Source organism: Amycolatopsis sp. H20-H5 (assembly GCF_035828755.1).
GTDB lineage: Bacteria > Actinomycetota > Actinomycetes > Mycobacteriales > Pseudonocardiaceae > Amycolatopsis.
This window is the reverse complement of the sequence record NZ_JAYMZS010000040.1, coordinates 43,962-61,233: the sequence shown is the minus strand read 5'-3', so window position 1 is coordinate 61,233 and position 17,272 is coordinate 43,962. Positions and strand designations below refer to the sequence as shown.

General features: G+C 67.2%; 15 protein-coding genes. 1 reads left to right on the top strand and 14 read right to left on the bottom strand.

Annotated elements, in window-relative coordinates; translation table 11 throughout:
- Positions 1-163 precede the first annotated feature (163 nt).
- The 13 genes from QMK34_RS22500 to QMK34_RS22440 form a co-directional block, all read right to left on the bottom strand.
- Positions 164-1,531 carry an MFS transporter gene (locus QMK34_RS22500; RefSeq protein WP_326416192.1) on the bottom strand — a complete coding sequence of 456 codons (1,368 nt, stop codon included), beginning with the start codon at positions 1,529-1,531 and terminating at the stop codon, positions 164-166.
- A 5-nt stretch (positions 1,532-1,536) separates the two neighbouring features.
- A complete protein-coding gene (locus QMK34_RS22495) occupies positions 1,537-2,661 on the bottom strand; it encodes an inosamine-phosphate amidinotransferase 1 (protein WP_326416191.1) in 1,125 nt (374 codons plus the stop codon).
- Between the two features lie 10 nt (positions 2,662-2,671).
- Positions 2,672-3,925: an MFS transporter gene (locus QMK34_RS22490; protein WP_326416190.1), complete on the bottom strand. Its 1,254-nt coding sequence runs from the start codon at positions 3,923-3,925 to the stop codon at positions 2,672-2,674.
- Positions 3,918-5,180: a pyridoxal phosphate-dependent aminotransferase gene (locus QMK34_RS22485; RefSeq protein WP_326416189.1), complete on the bottom strand. Its 1,263-nt coding sequence runs from the start codon at positions 5,178-5,180 to the stop codon at positions 3,918-3,920. The genes QMK34_RS22490 and QMK34_RS22485 overlap by 8 nt, the downstream gene beginning before the upstream one ends.
- The gene (locus QMK34_RS22480) at positions 5,177-6,049 is read right to left on the bottom strand and encodes a class I SAM-dependent methyltransferase (RefSeq protein WP_326416188.1); all 873 of its coding nucleotides are present in this window, start codon (positions 6,047-6,049) and stop codon (positions 5,177-5,179) included. The genes QMK34_RS22485 and QMK34_RS22480 overlap by 4 nt, the downstream gene beginning before the upstream one ends.
- A gap of 64 nt (positions 6,050-6,113) precedes the next feature.
- Entirely contained in the window at positions 6,114-7,160 is a 1,047-nt protein-coding gene (locus QMK34_RS22475) for a hypothetical protein (protein WP_326416187.1), read from the bottom strand.
- Entirely contained in the window at positions 7,157-8,215 is a 1,059-nt protein-coding gene (locus tag QMK34_RS22470) for a S66 peptidase family protein (protein WP_326416186.1), read from the bottom strand. The genes QMK34_RS22475 and QMK34_RS22470 overlap by 4 nt, the downstream gene beginning before the upstream one ends.
- Complete coding sequence (locus QMK34_RS22465) at positions 8,209-9,786, bottom strand: methionine--tRNA ligase (RefSeq protein ID WP_326416185.1); 1,578 nt, start codon at positions 9,784-9,786, stop codon at positions 8,209-8,211. The genes QMK34_RS22470 and QMK34_RS22465 overlap by 7 nt, the downstream gene beginning before the upstream one ends.
- Positions 9,786-11,036, bottom strand: a complete 1,251-nt coding sequence (locus QMK34_RS22460; RefSeq protein ID WP_326416183.1) for a hypothetical protein — start codon at positions 11,034-11,036, stop codon at positions 9,786-9,788. Before QMK34_RS22460 ends, QMK34_RS22465 begins: the two co-directional genes overlap by 1 nt.
- 6 nt (positions 11,037-11,042) lie before the next feature.
- On the bottom strand, positions 11,043-11,495 hold the full coding sequence (locus tag QMK34_RS22455; protein WP_326416182.1) for a hypothetical protein: 453 nt from the start codon (positions 11,493-11,495) through the stop codon (positions 11,043-11,045).
- 47 nt (positions 11,496-11,542) lie between these two features.
- Positions 11,543-12,559: an amino acid--tRNA ligase-related protein gene (locus QMK34_RS22450; RefSeq protein WP_326416180.1), complete on the bottom strand. Its 1,017-nt coding sequence runs from the start codon at positions 12,557-12,559 to the stop codon at positions 11,543-11,545.
- Positions 12,560-12,800: 241 nt separating this feature from the next.
- Entirely contained in the window at positions 12,801-12,968 is a 168-nt protein-coding gene (locus tag QMK34_RS22445; protein ID WP_326416179.1) for a hypothetical protein, read from the bottom strand.
- A 398-nt stretch (positions 12,969-13,366) separates the two neighbouring features.
- Positions 13,367-14,698, bottom strand: a complete 1,332-nt coding sequence (locus tag QMK34_RS22440; protein ID WP_326416178.1) for a helix-turn-helix domain-containing protein — start codon at positions 14,696-14,698, stop codon at positions 13,367-13,369.
- Positions 14,699-15,596: 898 nt separating this feature from the next.
- Between QMK34_RS22440 and QMK34_RS22435 the strand changes: the two genes are divergently transcribed.
- Positions 15,597-15,968 carry a TetR/AcrR family transcriptional regulator gene (locus QMK34_RS22435; RefSeq protein WP_326416177.1) on the top strand — a complete coding sequence of 124 codons (372 nt, stop codon included), beginning with the start codon at positions 15,597-15,599 and terminating at the stop codon, positions 15,966-15,968.
- Between the two features lie 24 nt (positions 15,969-15,992).
- Here QMK34_RS22435 and QMK34_RS22430 read toward each other — a convergent pair whose 3' ends face one another.
- Positions 15,993-17,264 (bottom strand): acyl-CoA dehydrogenase family protein, encoded by a 1,272-nt coding sequence (locus QMK34_RS22430; RefSeq protein WP_326416175.1) that lies wholly within the window; start codon positions 17,262-17,264, stop codon positions 15,993-15,995.
- Positions 17,265-17,272 lie beyond the last annotated feature (8 nt).

The following is a 17,272-nucleotide window of genomic DNA, read 5'->3' as shown; positions in this document are numbered from 1 at the left end:
TCCCTTGAGGTTGCGGATCGGGTGTAGGTATGACCGGGCCGAGTAGGGATGACACCCCCGCGACGCACGCAGCGAGGGACCGACAGGTTCACGAGTTCTTGGGCTCAGCGGAGAGATCACCGGCGAACCGGGAGCCCTCGCCGCTGAGCCCAGTGCCCTACCATCAGGTTCTGCACCTGCTTCTGGTGACGGCGGCGCCGAACAGCGCGACGCCGACCATGAGCAGGTCGAGCACCACCACACCGGCGGTCGGTGCCTCCGCCGAGGAAAGTCCGGTCACCAGTGCACCGCCCAGGCCCGTGAACAGTGCTGCGCCGAGCAGGTCGCTGACCTGGATCGCCGAGGAGTTGAAGCCCCGATCCGCATCGCTCGACGCGGACAGCGTGAGGACGCTCAGGCTGCTCGTGGCCAGCCCCACCCCGGCCCCGGCCACCGTCCAAAGTGGAGCCGTCAGCCACGCGGGTCCCCACGTCGGGGCGATGAGCGTCATGGCCCCGATGCCGACGGCACTGAGGAGGAAGCCTCGCCGAACGAGCATGTCCCGTGGAAGCCCAGGTCGGCGTGACTGCCACAGGGAGGCCCCGGCCCAGCCGAGAGCGCCCAGGGTGAGGGGCAGCCCGGACGCCGTCGCCGGATAACCGTGCACCCTGCTCAACGTCAGCGGGATGAACGTCTCCGCGGCGAAGAACGTCCCAGTCAGCAAGCCGCGCGCGAGGATAGTCACCGGCAGTCCGCGCCGAGCCCGCAGCGTTCCCGGCGGTAGCAGGACACGCACAGACGGCGCAAGCAAAGCGATTCCGATCGCACCCGTGACAAGCGCCGCGGCCGTACGCGCTTGCAGCGCCCAGCTGATCGCCGCGATCCCCCCCGCACTCGCGAAAGCCGCCCACAGCAGCGCCCGCCGAACCGGCACTCCCCGCGTGGTGTGCTGCGGGAGGGTACGCAGCACCGGTAGGACCAGCATCCATCCCAACAAGGCGAACGGCACGATCGCGAAGAACACCCAGCGCCAGGTCAGGTGCTCGGCACACCAGCCGGCTAGCGCCGGGCCGACCAAGGACGGCACCACCCACGCCGCGGACAGCGCGCCGAACATCGAGGGCTGGTCCCGTTCGGGGTACAGCAGCCCGACCACGACGTAGATCGGGACGATGAGCATGCCGTCGCCCAGCCCCTGGACGACCCGCCCGATGAGCAACATGGCCATCGACGGCGCCGAACCGGCGACGAGCAGTCCCGCGACGAACAGCAGCGGCCCGGTGAACAGCGAAAGCTTGGGCCCGCTGCGATCACACAGCCTGCCTGCGACCACGACGGACGCGAGGCTGGCCGCCAGGAACGCGATGAACGGCCACGCGTACAGCGCGGTGCCGTGCAGATCGGCGGCCAGCGTCGGCATCGCGGCGCCGACCCCCATCGACTCGAAACCCATGAGCGTCACCAAAAGGAGGACGCCCGCCGTCACCACACGGCGTTGAGGTGCCCAGAGCGCACCGCGTCGTGACGACACCGGGTTTTCGGCGAAGCTCACCGGACTCAGGCGAAGTAGTCGATACCGGCGGGCGCGTCCCGGACGGTGTCCAGGGTGACGCAGTGGAAGCCGCCGCCCAGCACCTGGCCGTGTCGCAGCGTGTGCGGCAGCACACCGACGCCGTGCCGCTCCAGTGCGGCGATCAGTTCGTGCTGGGCGGCGTCGACGATCGCCAGGTCGGGAGCGACCATGAGCAGGTTCATTCCCAGCCACGGCGAACTCAGCGGCTGGGCCGTCGCGTGCGAGCCGACCTGGCGCATGGGCGGGCACCACAGGCGGTCCCACCTGCGCAGGGCGTCGGGGATGTTGTCCTCGGTGACCCGTTCCGGGTTCAGCAGGACCAGCCCGGGCCGGATCAGCGAGATGGTGCTGTCGAGGTGGGTGAAGGGGTACACGTCGCGAACCGGGTGCACCCGGTAGCCGCGCGGCGCCAGCAATGACTCCAGCCAGATCCGGCCGAACTCGTTGCCGCTCGAACTGACCTGGTAGAACAGGTCGAGGCCGCACCGCAGCACGTTCGCCGCCTCGAACGCGGGCTCCAGCTCGCCGAGGGCAGGCAACTTGTCGGCCCCAATTTCGTAGAGCTCGTCCCGAAGTTGCGGCTTCGGCGCCGAAACCCACCGCGATCCGGCACGCAGGTAGCGGTGGAAGAGCCCGCGCAGCCCATCGAGTTCGTGGTAACGCGCCCGCACGGAACTCGGCGTCTCGATGATGGTGTCGCCGACGATCAGGGTGAGGTCGCGCGGGCAGTAGGAGTACATTCCCGAGGTCGATTCCCAGTGCGGGGTGGAAAACGGCCTCGCATGGTCGACGTCGGCGGGCCGGTGCACGACCACGCCGAGTCCGCGCAGGGACTCGACCAGTACCTCGAGGTCCTCTTCGGTCTCTTCCAGGACATACGCCGGGAGTTCCCCGCCTTCGATCCCGGCGAGCTGTTTGCTGTCGAGATGGCTGTAGAGGGCGAGCCAGGTCGAGATGTCCTGCGGGTTCGGGATCCGGGCGCCGCTCGCCCGGCCGACGACGACCTCCCGGAGCGTGGAGAACTCGTCGGCTGACGAGACCGGGCCGCCGACCGCGGGAGCGTCCGTTCCGTAGTCGGCGCCAACGGGCTGAACAGTGGTGGTGGTCATCATTTTTTCCTCACGTTTTCGTTTTAGCGGAAAGGTTTTCGGTCCACTTGAGCAGCAATCCGATAGCCGCGGCAGCGAGTGCGCACAGCACTATCAGCACCGGCCATGGCCACTGCGCTCCGCGAGACAGCAGCCAGCTCAGCAGCCCGGGAGCGACGGCGGTGCCCAGGCCCCACGACAGCTGGTAGGTCGCCAGGTAGCGACCGGACACCATCGAGGGCGCGGTGTCGACGGCCAAGGCGTTGATCGTGGGAGCGTGCAGCATCTCGGCGAGGGTGCAGGCGCAGACCGCCAGCGCGGCGCCGGGCAGGACGAGCCAGCCAGGAGCCACGTTCAGCAGCCAGAGGAACAGGAAAGCCAGTGCCCAGGCGGCCGCCGCGACCTGCACTATCTTCGGTTTCCGACACCCGTCGACGCGCCGGGTGACCGTGGTCTGCGCCAGCACCACGATGACGGTGTTCAGCGTGAACAGCGCCCCGCCCACCCAGGCCGGCTGGCCGAGGGCGTCGACCAGGTACACCGTGACCAGCACGGACAGCACGCTCATGCACACGACCAGGAGGAAGTTGGTCCCGACGAGCACGAGCAGCCGCCGGTCCCTGATCACGTCGAAATAGCCGGCGGCCTTCATCGCCGGATCCCGTGCCGGCCCTGCCTGGTACTGGGCGGGCGTGTTCAGCCGCAACGCGACCACCCCGGCGACGACGACGTAGCTGGCCGCGTTGACGGCCGCGAGCAGCGGGTAGGCCCAGCCTGCGCCGACCGAGACGGTGACCGCGCCCGCGATCCCGCCGAGCCCGTATCCGGCGTTGCGCGCCACACTTTGCACCGCGAACCAGCGCGGCCGCTCGTCGGGCGCGGCCACCAAACCGATCAGGCAGACCAGCGCGGTCCAGCTGGCGCTCTGGCCGACGCCCGCGATCAACGCCGCCGCCGCCAGCTGCCACGTCGAACCGACGAACAGGTACCCGAGGAACGCCACCACGCTGAGCAAGTTCCCGGCGACGGTGAGCCGCCGCGGCCCGAACCGGTCGATCAACGGCCCCACGAGCAACGGGGTCGGCAGGGCGAGCAGGCCGCCCGCAGTCAGGGCGCCCCCCACCGACGCGAGCGGAATCGTTGTCGTGTGCAGGAAATACAAGACCGCGAAGGGCAGGAACAACCCTGAACCGGCGCCGTCCACGACCAGGGCGGTGAGCAGTGCCCCATGTCCGCGGAACCGCCCCACCTCAGACGGGACGACTTCGGTGCTGATTTCAGTCATAGCTCGGCCACAGCCCCTCGTCGGCCAGTCGATCCCGTGCCGTCCTGAGCTCGGCGAGCCCGGGACCGAGGTACATGCGCACGTACCCCGTCGACGCCGTAGGTCCGACGCGCGCCAGCGGCCAAGCGTCGGAGAGCACGACCCCGCACTGGAGCACCGCGCGGCGCAGGTACGCGGTGACGTCGCTACTGCCGGTGTCGTCCGGTACCGGGTAGAGCAAGTACGGCGTGGCCGGTCCAGCGATCACCCGGTCACGGGTCCCCACCGGCAGCCAGTCCAGAACCGCCGCGCGCTTCTCCGCGGTTTCCGCGCGCTCCCGGTCCAGATACCGCTCTACCGCAGGACGATCCGCCAGCCACTGGGCCATCGCCCACTGGAGGTGGATCGCGTAGTTGAACGTGTGCTGGGGACGGACGTCGTTCACGAGGTCGTCGAGTCGCACGGGCTCGGCGACGACCGCGCCGAGCGCCCAGCCGTTGCAATGGAACTGCTTGCCTAGCGAACGCACCCCCAGCCACGGGACCGGCGAGGGCTCGCCGGCCAGCCGCGTCAGCAGGATCGCCAGCGCCGACGTCGGTGGCGGCTCGGTCTGGCAGACGCCGAAATAGGCGTCGTCGACCAGGATCGCCGCGTCGCGCTCGATCGCGATCTCGATCAACGCCTCGACCAGCTCCGGCGACCAGTTCGCGCCCGTCGGGTTGTGCTGGGCGTTGATGACGACCAGCGCGAGGTTTCCCGGCACCGCGGCCGCGGCCGCGCGGGCCCCCTCGACGCTCGGCCCCGACTGCTCCGCGGGATCGAACGGGACGTACGCGCTCTGGAAGCCCAGCGGTTCGAAAACCCCGCTGTAGTCCCACGCCGGCGCGACGGCGAGGCTCGTGCCGCGCTCCAGAGTGGTGGCGAAGTCCCGCATCGCGCTGCGGGTCCCGGTCCAGCTCACGGCCAGCTCCCACGACGCGCCGCGGGGCAGTCGCTGGGTGTCAGCGACATACTCCTTGAGCGCCTTGCGCAGCGTCGGCAGCCCGTACATCGAGATCTGGTACCCGTGAGAATCCGCGGGGACCTCCCGCAACGCGGCGAGCAACGGTTCCGGCGTGCCGGACCACGTCTCGCCGAGGCTGAGCAAGATGGGTTCTCCCGCCCGCGCCCCGGTTTCGAGGTACTCCCCCAGCCACGCGACGTCCTGCAGCCGGTTGGGCCGCACGCCGTCGTCCATCAACGCGCGCAACGGGCTGCGCACTTCAGCCGCCGTCACAGCGACGTCGGCCGCGCGGGCCGGGTGGCGTGCAGGACGGGCTCCGGGTTCGGGTGTCCGACGCGGAACAACATGATCGAGTACCCGCAGTAGGAGAGGTTCTCGTCAAACAACTCGTAGAAGTGCGCCAGCCGCTCGCGCAAGGCGGCGACCTTCTCCGCGGGCTGCGATTCGAGGTGCGGCTGGCGCGTCACGGTTTCGACATAGGAGTTGATGCGCTCGCTGCTCTGGCGGATGTATTCGTACGGCTCGTCAGCCACCAGGCTGACGCCTTCCGAAGAGAACATGTCGGCCCAGTAGTCCTTGTCCGTGACCTTGAGCGGGACGCCGATCGCCTCTTCGACGGCCGAGCGCAGTGACTCCGGCGGCGCGGTCCGGTAGTAGATCGGGACGGCGGCGAGCACTCCGCGGGCGCTCAGGACGCGGTAGTACTCGCCGATCGCCTTCTCATGGTCGGTCATGAACGACGTGACGTTGCTACAGAAGACCAGATCGAACGTCTTGTCCTCGAACGGCATCCGCTGGCCGTCACCGAGCACGAACGTGACGTTGTCGATCCCCGCCCGTTGGGCCTTGTCCGCGGCGAAGGCGTTGGACACCGGGTTGTAGTCCAGCCCGGTGACCGGCGCGTCGAGCCAACTGGCCAGCTCGATGCTGGTGTACCCGGTGTTGCTGCCGACCTCAAGCACGGGACGGCCCGGCCGCGGCCGGGCCAGCTGCAGCACCCGGCGTACGGTTTCGCCCCCGCCTGAGGGCATGTTCGGCTCGTTGGTGAGCCCGACGACGCGGGAGAAGTCCAGCGCGCGGATCTCGGCGGCGGAGAGCCGGTCGATCGCCTCGGCGGCGGTGGCGATGGTTGCGGTGTCCATGAAAGGCCTCTCTGTTGGTGGCGGGATTTCGGGTTCGGCCGAATGGGGGGTTCGGCCGAGCGGGTCAGTGGACGCGCAGCGGTGACGGGATGCCGAGTTCGACGGCGACCGCGCCGACGGCCGAGCTCTTCAGGTTGACGTTGCGCAGCTTGGACAGGGCTTCGTCACGGGACATGGCGCCGATGCGGACGTGGTGCGCCATCTCGTAGACATAGGGGTGGTAGCCGAACTTGCTGATGTGGTCGATGATCAGCAAGCCGTTGAGCCGGCAGTTGGTGGAGCAGGAGTCCGTGTCGCGCGGTGCGTGCCAGCCGTGCTTCTCCAGGATCTTCAGCGCGCCGGCTTCGGTGTAGTCGGTCGCGTAGAGCGGGTTGACCAGCCCGGTTGGTAGCTCGCCCGAATCGCGCGTCCACGCGTCGAGGTCGTCGTTGAGCGCCGGGGTGGTGGCCCGCACCGGGTCGAGGTTGCGGCCGATGACCTCGCGCAGGAAGCTCGCCGGGACGAAGGCCGAGGTCGTGAGCTGCCCGGGGGTCCAGCCGCCCGCCAGCAGCGGGACGCCATAGGAGGCCGCGGTGCGCATGCCCGCGGCGAAGACCATACCGATGCAAGAGCCGCACGCCGCCGTTGAGTACTTCACTGTCTCCGGGCCGAACGAGCTGGTCAGCGCGCTGCGATAGACGCCGTGCATGACGCGCTTCTGCGGCCGCACCACGATGTGGTCAGCACCGACGCTGTCGAGGACCGAGCTCATGTTCGCTGCGGTGACCTGCGACAGGAACCCGTTGTCCAGGGTGAGCGCGAGTACCCGCAGGCCATGCTCCTTGACCAGCTGGATCAGCGACAGCGAGCTGTCCTTGCCGCCGCTGAACAGCAGCACGCAGTCGTAGTCGGCGACTCCGGCGGTCTTCGCCAGGCCTTCCGCCAGCGCGGTGTCGACTTCGTCGCGCGAGGTGTCGACCCGCTCGACCTCGGTCCGGCAGTACTCGCAGACTCCGTCGGCGTCGACGTGGGTGCCGGGGAAGTTCTCCGGCAGCACGCAGCGGACGCACAGGGTCTGGTCGGTATGGACGACGATCTGGTCGTCGACGTCGGTGAAATGCGTGCCGTTCATGGTGTTCTCCTGATGAGGGGGGACGTGATGGGGGAGGTGGCGGGTTCGAGCAGGGTCAGTCGGCGGGCGGTCGCGTCCAGCAGTGCGCGGCCGCCGACCGGGAGCGTGACCATGGGTTCGGTGTGGCCGAAGTCGACGTCGGCCAGCACGGGGAATCCTCGGTTTCCGACGACGTCGCGGACGACGGCGTCGAAGTCGCGGGATCCCCCGGCGGCGGCTCGCGGGCCGGAGTGGCGGCCGACGACGAGCCCGGAGACCCGATCGAGCCGGCCACTGTCCGCCCATTGCACTAGGTGCGCCCATACCTGGTCCGGTCCCATGTCGGCGAATTCGAGGCAGAGCAGGGCGCCTTCGACGTCGGGTAGGTACGGCGTGCCGAACAGATGGGCCGCAGTGGCCGCGCAGCCTGGCAGCAGCCATCCCTGCGCCTTGCCGGGAATGAGGCAACGCCAGCCGCCGGTCTGTGTTGTCCTGCGACGGGTGTCTTCCTTGTCCCACCACAGGGTTTCGTCGGTCCAGCGGTCGGGTTCGGCCAGCGTGGCCGATACCGGTCCTGGGCTCAGCGCGCGGCGGAAACTGTCCAAAGTATACGACCACGGACCGCCCCACTCGCCCCATTCGGAGATCAGCATCGGGCCGTGGAAGGAGATCAACTCGGATTGGGACAGTACCGCCCACAACACCGAGGTGATGTCGCTGTATCCGATGATCGGCTTCGCCGCTTCGCGCACCAACGCCCAGTCGATATGCGCCAGCACCGCTGAAGACGTGTACCCGCCGGTCGTGCACAGCACTGCTCCAACCCGTTCATCAGTGAGCAGCTTGTGCAGGTCGGTGGCCAATGCGGCCGGGTAGTCCGCCCCGATTCCGACATTCCCCCGCGCCGAATCGGCGAACACGACCGGAAAGCCTTCGAATCGAAGGGCATCCACCGCACGCCCGAAACGCCGCGGGAACAGGGCCGGCGCCGGTGCGGACGGCGTCCAGATGCCCAGCGCGGCACCCGGGGCGATCGCGTGCGGCAGCCGCGGGTCTTTGCGGTTGGCGGTCACCATGTCAGCTCCAGACGAGGAAACAGGTGCGGCGGATGGCCGACTTTCGACTGGGCGACCCCGGGTGACCAACCGTCGAGAGCGCTGAAACCGTCTTCCCTGGTGTCCGGGACGACCAGGCCGAGAGCATCGAGCACCTTCGCGGACGTTCCGGGGAGGATCGGCCCTAGCAGCAGGGCCACGGTCCGCAGCGTCGCGACCAGATCGTGCAGGGCGGCGTCTAACACTGTCGCGGCGTCGGTGTCACCGCTGTCGGCGGCCCCGGCGAGGTCCCACGGCGCGCGCAGGTTGACGTACTTGTTCGCTGCCCGCACCAGGTCCCAGATCCGGGCAACCGCCTCCCGGTGATCGAACCGGTCGAGTGACTCCCGGCACCCGCCGGCTGTCTCGACAGCGCTGTGCAGCAACGAAAGTTCCAGCGGCCCGCGTCGTCCGGCTTCGGGCACGACCCCATCGCGGTAACGCTGGGTCATCCCCGTCACCCGGTCGACGAGGTTGCCGAGACCGTTGGCGAGATCGGTGTTGTACCGGGCGACGAGCCGTTGGTCGGTGAAGTCGACGTCGGCCCACGGCGAAAACTCCGCGAGCATCAGGAAACGCACCGCTTCGGTGCTGTACCGGTGCATCAGCTCGAACGGGTCGACGACGTTTCCCAGCGACTTGCTCAGCTTCTGGCCTGACAGCAGCACGTGGCCGTGCACGACGACGTCGGTCGGCAACGGCAGGCCCGCGGACATCAGCATCGCGGGCCAGTAAACGGCGTGGAACCGCGTGACGTCCTTGCCCATCACGTGGATCCGCCGGCCAGCGTCGCGCCAGTACCGGTCGTAGTCCTCGCTCCCCCGGGCCCAGCCCAGGGCGTTGACGTAGTTGGTGAGCGCGTCGATCCACACGTACATCACTTGACTGTCGTCGCCCGGCACGGGGATTCCCCAGCCGTGCGCCCGCCCGACCGAGCGGGAGATGCTGATGTCGGTCAGGCCACCCCGGACGAGACCGAGCATCTCGTTGCGCCGGGAAGCAGGCCAGATCCGTAGATCGCCGCCGGTCAACGCGCCCACGATGGCGTCCTGGTACTTGGAAAGCCGGAAGAAGTAGTTGCGTTCCCGAACGGTCGAGGGCTCGGTCCGGTGCACCGCGCACCGCCCGCCGACCAGCTCGGCCGGCGTTCGGAACTCCTCGCACCCCACGCAGTACAGACCCTCGTAGTGGCGCGAATAGATGTCGCCCCGATCCGCCATACGCTGCCACAGGTCGGCGGCGCCCGTCCGGTGGTCGGGATCGACGCTGGTACGCACGAACCTGTTGACGACGACACCCAGCTGGGACATCAGGCCTGCGAAGTCCGCGGCGTGGCGTCGCACCAGATCCGCGGTCGACTCGCCGTTCTTCTCCGCCGACTGGACGTTCTTGAGGCTGTTCTCGTCGGTGCCGCTGGAGAAGAACACTTCCTTGCCCTGCCTGGCCAGATGCCGGGCGGTCACGTCGGCCTGCACGAACTCGAACGCGTGGCCGAGATGCGGACAGGCGTTGACGTACGGGATGGTGGTGGACACGAACACGGACTCCGTCATCAGTAGAACCGTCCTTCGTCACTGATGAACAGTCGTTGCCCGGTGGTGCCGCATCGCTCGCAGCGCACCGGCGTCCGCGGAACCACGACACCGAACACCGCGAGGCCGGCGTCCTCGGCGCAGGAGTCGCACCTCGACCGCAGATGTCCCCCCTCGTCCATCGCCGAGTCGAACAGCCGCCGCGCCGTCTTCGCCAGCCGCGCGTCACCCGCGGCCAGGAGGTCGTGGACCGCCTGCGGTGAGGGAAGCTCTGGCAGTTCCGTCCGCTTGATCGGAAGACGGGTGCACGTCGTGACCGCGCCGGGCGTTCGGTCGAGCCCGATCACCAACGGAACGCTCCTGCGATGCCAGGCCTGCTCGGCTCGCGCCCGAGCTCCCTGGCTGCCCGCGAGTGTCGTTTCACACCGCAACCCGCCGGCCCGCAGCTCTTCCAGCCACTGTGCGGACTGTGCTTGGTCATTGCCGGCGGACAGTGTCACTCCCACCTGAACCGGCGCGATGGTGCTCGGCAACGCAAGCCCGCGAGCGTCGACGTGCACCATGGCCGCCGTCGCCAGCAGCTTGCCGGTGAACCCGACGTCGATCACGTCGTGCTGTTCACCGAGTGCCACCCGGAGTTCGTCGGCCAGGATGTAGAGCGTGGCCAGCACGGTCGGCCGTTTGTTCGGTAGCACGGCGACGGTCAGGTACGTCGTCTTGCCATAGCTCGCCAGCGCGGGAGTTTCGACCGTGACCGACGGGACACCGATGGACCACAACAGGTCCTCGATGACCGTCGCGTAGAAGCCCAACAACTCCAAGGCCTTGTCGCTGTCAGCGAGCTGGTTCAGCTCGACGACCGGCCAGATGTTCCGGTCGCGAAACAGCGGAGGCGTCTTGCCCGCAGCGTCGCGCAGGATGCTGCCGACCGCGACGACCGGAGCGGCGCTGTCCTCGCGTTGCAACCGAGCGATGGAGGTGACGATGTTGTCCGAACGGAACTGGGTGCCCGGATGCCCCGGCACGTCGAGCAGCTCGTAGACGTTGGCGTAGCTGCCGAACACTTCCTTATTGGCCTCGGCGGACGACAGGAAGCCGTGTTCGGCGAAGGCGGCCTCCTCGCGACGGGCTACCAACGCGAGGAACCCCTCAATGAGGAGCTGCACCGCGCGAAGGCCGGCACCGCGCCACAGCGGGATGCCCTTGATCGACGGCGGTCCCATGATGAACTTGGCTGCTTCGAGAGCGCGTACGTAGGGCGGAGCCGACATCGCTGGTCAGCACCGCCCCTCAGGCATTCGGTCGAACACGGCGGAGATCCGCAGTTCGGTTCCCCATCGCCCCGGCCGGACACAACTCTCCGAACGGGTGGCGCACTGCTCGGTGATCTCGACCGCCAAGCCTTCGGCCAGCGAGGGCAGGCCGCCGGCATCGGTCTCCCCGGCGTGCACCATCAGCAACTCCGCCGCCTGCAGGTCGTCCACGAGACCCCAGCCCAGGGAGTACCAGCGGCCGAGTGAGCCGCGCCGGATCGGGTCGACCAGGTCGAACCCGGTACCGAAGGACCGGACGTACCACTGCTCATCGTCGACGCTGGTGGTCACCGACACCGGGTACCGCATCCGCCGGGGGTTGTTGACGGGCACCGCGGGCAGCGCGAGCAGCCGCTCGAACCCCAATGTGTCCAAAGCGGACAGGACAGAGCGTGTCCGCTCACCGCCGAACAACATCAGCTACCTCCTCTGGCCGGCGAAACCGGTGTCGTACGAACGCGGACTCAGGGAACGGTGATCTCGCCGTTGTAGCGTTCGACCAACTGCAGATCGCGGATGTCGGAGCGCTTGAGCACCCACATCAGGAACCGCTCGACCCCCATTCCGAACCCGCTGGTGTGCAGGGCGCGGTGGTCCTTCATGTCCACATACCACTGGTAGTCCTCCTCGGCGACGCCGTGGCCGCACAATGCGGCGCGGACGTTCTCGGCCGACGTGTGGCGCTCACCGCAGCCGACAACCTCGCCTGGTCCCAGCAGGAGATCGGCATTGAGGGCTTTGGTACCCGTCTCGTCGACAGCCTGGTAGAAGGGCACCGAGAGCTGGTCGAAATGGCTGAGCCAGACGCCAGGGCCATACCCCTCGATGAGCTTCGACTCACCCAGCCGGGTGATCGTCCGCCACTGGTCGTGCACTTCGAAGCACGCCGTGTTCGCGTCGAGCACGTCCACCGCTTCGTCGAAGGTCATTCTGGCCGTCGGCGTGGCGAGGAAAGATTCGATGTGGGCGACTTCCCCGGCCAGTTCGGCGACCTCACCGGACAGGTGTTCCAGCACTGCGGCGGCCAGGTACCGGACGTAGGAGTCCGCCACCGAGATGACGTCGTCGAGCGTGCCCGGAATCTCGGCCTCACTGTGGAAGAACTGGCTCAGATGCGTGCTGTCGGCCTTTTCCCCGCGGAAGCTCGGCATGAGGTAGTAACAACCGTTCGGCGCGAGTCGGCACCCGTATTCGAGCATGAACTGCATCGAGTCGGCGAGATAGGTCGGCACCCCGAACATGTCGACCTGCACGGGAAGCGAATCGCTGCCTAGACCCATCGGCGAGGAGATCGAACCGGTGGTCACCGGCAGGTGGAGCGCACGAACCTCGCGTGCTCGCCAGAACCGGGCCGTCTCATAGCTGACCAGGTCCTGTAGACGGACCAGACAGGCATACATCGGGTCATCCAGAATCGCCAGATAGCGCTGACTGGTGTCAGCCGGAAGGAGCCCGGTCGACGAATTGACGAGACTGGTCATGGTTGGACCTCCACATAGTCAGATCAGCTAGGGAAAGCATCGGATTGCGCGCTCGCGTACGATCCATGTGAGAACCCCGAACTGTTTTGGGCACAGCGGTCGAGCACAATCCATTCATTGGATCAGGAAAGAAAAGAGATCCCTTTCGGCACTGGCACAGGGAGAGCCCGCATTGGCTCGCTTAGCGCGGGCATGTATTCACGGGTCGCGAACCCGGCAACCCTCAGGGCGGCGTTCGTTGTCAACAGCCGCCGGGGATCACGTGCCGGTCGGTACCACCGTCGGTAGCGTCGAGCCGCAGCGTCTGGTGAGAGCTGGCAGGCGTGGGCCCGGCCGCGGCTGACGCGGTGGCGCCCTCGGCGATCATTATGGCGACACCGAATGTGGCGGTAATCACGACTGTGCTCACCCGTGGCATGGTGTCTTCATCCTGTCCGGTGTTCGAGTTGGGGTGAACATGAATCATCTTGCTGACCCTGGTTTCCCGATCGGGGTTTCACCACTGCAGGAAGTTGCATGGCAACAAGTCCATACTGCGGCTTCGCCAATTCTAGCAAGAGCAAGACTGGTATTTTTCGTAGAACTCCGCGAACAGGGACGAGCGCCAGCTCCGAAAGCGGCAGACTTTTCCACGCAGCACGACAAGGCGAACACCCGACCCGATTTCGTGGCCGAGTGTTCGTCTGGTAGAGGCTGATTTTTGCTGACGAGCAGGTGGTAGGGCTGGCGACGCGACGCCGCCGCCGGAGTTCGCAGTTGTCTCAGGTCGAGTAGCCGGAGGGAGTTGCACCCTCCGGCTACTCGACCTTAGCTGGCGGCGTGAAGCGCCTCCGCCCGCAACGCGATTTCCAGGTCGAGGCGGTCGTCGGGGTTGTCGAGACGAGCGCCGAACAGCTCGATCAGCCGGTGCATATGGTTGCGCACGGTCTGCGGGTGGACCCGGAGCTTCGCGGCGATCTCCGGGGCACTCCCCCGGGACTGCAGCCAGACCAGCAAAGTAGCGCCGAGGCGGGCACGCTGCTTGGACGTCAAGCCGGCCAGCGGTGCCAATGCGCGGACACAGAGTTCCTTGAGCAGTGTCTCGTCGGTGTAGAGACACAGTGTCGTGAGGTGGTCGGCGCACCAGACGACGGGCGCGTCGGCGATGACGCCACGCCGGAGCAACCGCATAGCCTGCCGCGCACGGGCCAACGAACTCGGGGCCGCCGCGAGGACCACGGTCGGGCCCACCACCACACGCCATTTTCGCAAACTGCCCGCCAGGTCATCCAGCTCACGGCCCGGATCTGCGACGATCAGGCGAGGCTCACGGCCTTCGAAATCTCCCAGCACATTGCTGGGCAGAACCGGTATGTCGATGCCACGGTCAGCAGTGCGCGGCTCGAGCACGACGACGGCGACCTCATGCGGCAAGCTCCATTGCGCCGAAGCCGCATGGGGGCTCAGCGCCCGGACAGGAGTCGATGGATCGGTCAGCAGCATGTCCAGCAAGCGTCTGCGACGAAGCGCGATGGTACCGGCCGCGCGAGCCTGCGCGGCGGCGTAGCCCTCAATGGACAAAGCGGAGATCTCGTCGACGTAGGCGAAAATGGCTTCGGCGCACCGGCACACGACCTCCGTGCTCAGCCCGAACGACCGCCCGACCGCCGAGACGTGCTTCCAGGCCACCCTGCCGCCGATCCGGTAGGCGCTCTGCAGGCAGTCGAGAGTCCGTCCTTCGTCGAATTCGATCTTCCCGAATTCGCGGAAGACCAAGTCCCACGCATCAGGCTGGGAGTCCGGGGCGAAGACCCTCTCCACACACTGGCCGACGGCCAGCCGGATGCCCTGCTCGAGACTGATGCCGGTCGGCAGGCTGTATTCCGGGACGGACTGCTGGATCTCCGCGGCCATTGCCGCGGCCAGTACGTCGACGTGCGCCCGGAACCACGCCGCTACCCGGGCAGGCAGCACCGATCGCAGCTCGCTGCGCTCGAAGGGACGGGCCGCTCTGATGTGCCGGGACGGGGCGGGTACCGCGGGCGGAGTCTCCAGAAGAGCTGTCGTCACCGAACGCGACCCGAGTGTCGATCTGTCGTCGGCGGCTGGGTCCACCGTGCTTTCCTTGTTGGCAGCAGCAAAGGTAGGTTGTGTCGTCATCGAAGCCGACCTCGATTTCGATTGCGATCTCGTGCCTGATGCCACAAGATTCTCGCTGATCGCTGATACTGCGTAGCACAAGATGACACAAGGCGGGCGCAAAGTCGACCATGAACATGTTTCAGATCTTTGAATCACAAGAGATAGCGAGCGCGTCCAAGTCGCCTGCCTCTTCCTCTCTGCCGTAAGACTTGTTACGCCTAACGCCCCACTCAGAGCCTCAGCGATCTCGCTGTCATCCGGCGTGGCAGCGTCCGGGTGGATGAGCCACAGCTCGGCCGGCCGCGGCGACGAGGCCGCCAACACACCAGGTCCGGCCGCCAGAAGGGTGCCGCCGCGTCGCGGACGTCCCGACGAACGGGCATGTCTCGCCCGCAGTCATCAGAGGCGAGTGGACATACCAAAATAGCTCGGCCGACGTTCCACCTGCCGCGCGACGGCCGGTTCCCGCGCCGCACGAGTAAGAATTGACAATCGCCGCCGACGCCGCTCCTCGCTCTGGACCACAAGAAGGTCATAGTGTCGCTGGTCACATCGAGGCCTTCCCCGACAGCGGTGAGACGTTCATCGTCGTAAGACTCCAAGATCGACTTCGCCGTCGTCGAGTCCTATCTGGACACCGCCACGAAGTGGGACATCGACAAGCTCCACACACTCCGGGAACTGTTCGCCACCGGTGCCTGGCTACCACCAGCACTCAGCCCAGCTGAATAGCTACTTTCGGTCATGTATTCACGCCCTCTATATGCATGGTATCTACTTTCTGTTCGGGGCGGCCGCGGGTGTAAATCGTTGGCACTATCGGCAATTGGTGATAGCCGGGATGAGCGGGTCCGGTGTAGATCGTATTGGTTGCACTTTCGTGGTAGGCATTCGGCTGCGCTCGTGCGGATGACCGATGCGTGGCAAGGTTCCGCGGACGGTATCGGAGAACGCGTCGCGCGCGCTTTCCTTGAGGTGTTCGTCAACGATCCGCAGGCATCCGAGCCGCTGCTGGCGATGCTGCGGGGCGCGATCGCTCACGAGCAGGCGGCCCACCCAGCTACGGGAGTTCATCGACGCCCGGCTGATGATCGGCGCCGCAGCCCACCTGCGCAACGACGACGCCACCCGCCTGCGCGTGGGCGTCGTCGCCGCCATGCTTGTCGGCATCATCGTGGCACGACGCGTCGTGCGCGTGCCCACCATCGCGAACGCCGCCTTCGAATCCGTCGTGGACACTGCCGCTGAAGCGTTGCAGGCGCTACTGGCACCCAGGTACACGCCCTGAGCGCGGACGAGGTGCTTCACCGCGCTATCCGGCTTTCGCCACGGCAACGAGCGCGAACCGGTCGAGGGTAGTGATGCCATCGAACTTGTGGGGTTCGGCCCCGGCCGTCAACCGTCCGTAGTTTTCGGACAGTGCTTCGAGGTTAAGTGCCCCGTGCAAGGTAATGACCCGGGCATCGCGCCACGCTCGCTGGATCGGCTCGAAGTCCATGATCGCGGTCGAGCCGGAATTCCGTTGGAGTAGCTCGATCGCCTCCGCGCACCATTTGGCCGCGTACGCGGTCTCGGCCAGGACACGTGCGCTGAACAATTGCAAGTATTCCGGATCCGCGGGAGTTCCGGCAGCGGCGAGTGCGCCGAGTCGGTCGGTCTCCTCGGCATTCGCACGGGTCATCAACGTCGCCGACTGAATTTTGGCATGAACTTCGGTGAGCATTAGGTGCGTGAGCGGGGCTTCGAGTTGGTTCTTGTAGGTAGTGCCGCGGATGGGCCGCCCTGCGGAGCATTCGAGGAAACGCTCCAACACGCCGTGCGCGATACCGATCGACATGCCGGCCATCAGGCTGAAGGCCCAGCCCAGCGACGGTGCCTTCCACAGGGCGCCTTTGAGGCCGCTGTCGAGAGTTCCGCCGACCACGTGACGGAAGTCGACACCACGGTAGTCGGGGACAAACAGTTCGTCTTCTTTGATCGCGATGGAGACGCTGCCAGTGGCGCGCATGCCGGCGACGTGCCAGTCGTCGAGAAACCGGAGCGCGTCGCGCGGGACCTGGACGCCGACCAGATAGGACCCGGCACCGTCATCGGCGATGCATCCGAGATTGGTGTAGGGGGCCCAGAGTGAGTCACTGCCGAACGTCCAGGGCCCACCGGAAATGACCCAGCCGCCCTCGACCCGTTTCGCACGTCCCCGGGACGCGGGAAAGTGGCTGGAGCCGGCGACTCGCGGTCCGACCCAGGGGCAGCCGTAGACGTCGTCCACGACGCGGGCGCCCGAGCCGGCGGGGATCCAGTTGGTGGAGGCGCCGACCCAGACGCTCCAGCCGCACGAGCCGTCCCAGTGGGCGACTTCGGACACGACGTCCAGTTGTTGGCGCACGGACAGTTCGTCGCCGCCGTACTCGGCGGGGCTGCCGATGGTGAACGCGCCTGTCGCATCGAGGTCGGCGATGGTCTCATCGGAGAGACGGCCTGCGCGTTCGGCATCGGGTGCGCGCTCGCGCAAGGTGGGTCCGAGCTCGCGGACCTTGCCGAGGATCGTCGCGAGCCTTTCGGTGTTGTCTTCAGTGACGGCCATGATTGCCG

What these genes read in the sequence shown, in the direction of transcription:
- QMK34_RS22475 (WP_326416187.1), bottom strand. Translation starts at nt 7,160, where the DNA reads ATGAACGGCACGCATTTCACCGACGTCGACGACCAGATCGTCGTCCAT.
- QMK34_RS22450 (WP_326416180.1), bottom strand. Translation starts at nt 12,559, where the DNA reads ATGACCAGTCTCGTCAATTCGTCGACCGGGCTCCTTCCGGCTGACACC.
- QMK34_RS22440 (WP_326416178.1), bottom strand. Translation starts at nt 14,698, where the DNA reads ATGACGACACAACCTACCTTTGCTGCTGCCAACAAGGAAAGCACGGTG.
- QMK34_RS22435 (WP_326416177.1), top strand. Translation starts at nt 15,597, where the DNA reads ATGCGTGGCAAGGTTCCGCGGACGGTATCGGAGAACGCGTCGCGCGCG.
- QMK34_RS22480 (WP_326416188.1), bottom strand. Translation starts at nt 6,049, where the DNA reads ATGGACACCGCAACCATCGCCACCGCCGCCGAGGCGATCGACCGGCTC.
- QMK34_RS22495 (WP_326416191.1), bottom strand. Translation starts at nt 2,661, where the DNA reads ATGACCACCACCACTGTTCAGCCCGTTGGCGCCGACTACGGAACGGAC.
- QMK34_RS22465 (WP_326416185.1), bottom strand. Translation starts at nt 9,786, where the DNA reads ATGACGGAGTCCGTGTTCGTGTCCACCACCATCCCGTACGTCAACGCC.
- QMK34_RS22490 (WP_326416190.1), bottom strand. Translation starts at nt 3,925, where the DNA reads ATGACTGAAATCAGCACCGAAGTCGTCCCGTCTGAGGTGGGGCGGTTC.
- QMK34_RS22455 (WP_326416182.1), bottom strand. Translation starts at nt 11,495, where the DNA reads ATGTTGTTCGGCGGTGAGCGGACACGCTCTGTCCTGTCCGCTTTGGAC.
- QMK34_RS22460 (WP_326416183.1), bottom strand. Translation starts at nt 11,036, where the DNA reads ATGTCGGCTCCGCCCTACGTACGCGCTCTCGAAGCAGCCAAGTTCATC.
- QMK34_RS22430 (WP_326416175.1), bottom strand. Translation starts at nt 17,264, where the DNA reads ATGGCCGTCACTGAAGACAACACCGAAAGGCTCGCGACGATCCTCGGC.
- QMK34_RS22470 (WP_326416186.1), bottom strand. Translation starts at nt 8,215, where the DNA reads ATGGTGACCGCCAACCGCAAAGACCCGCGGCTGCCGCACGCGATCGCC.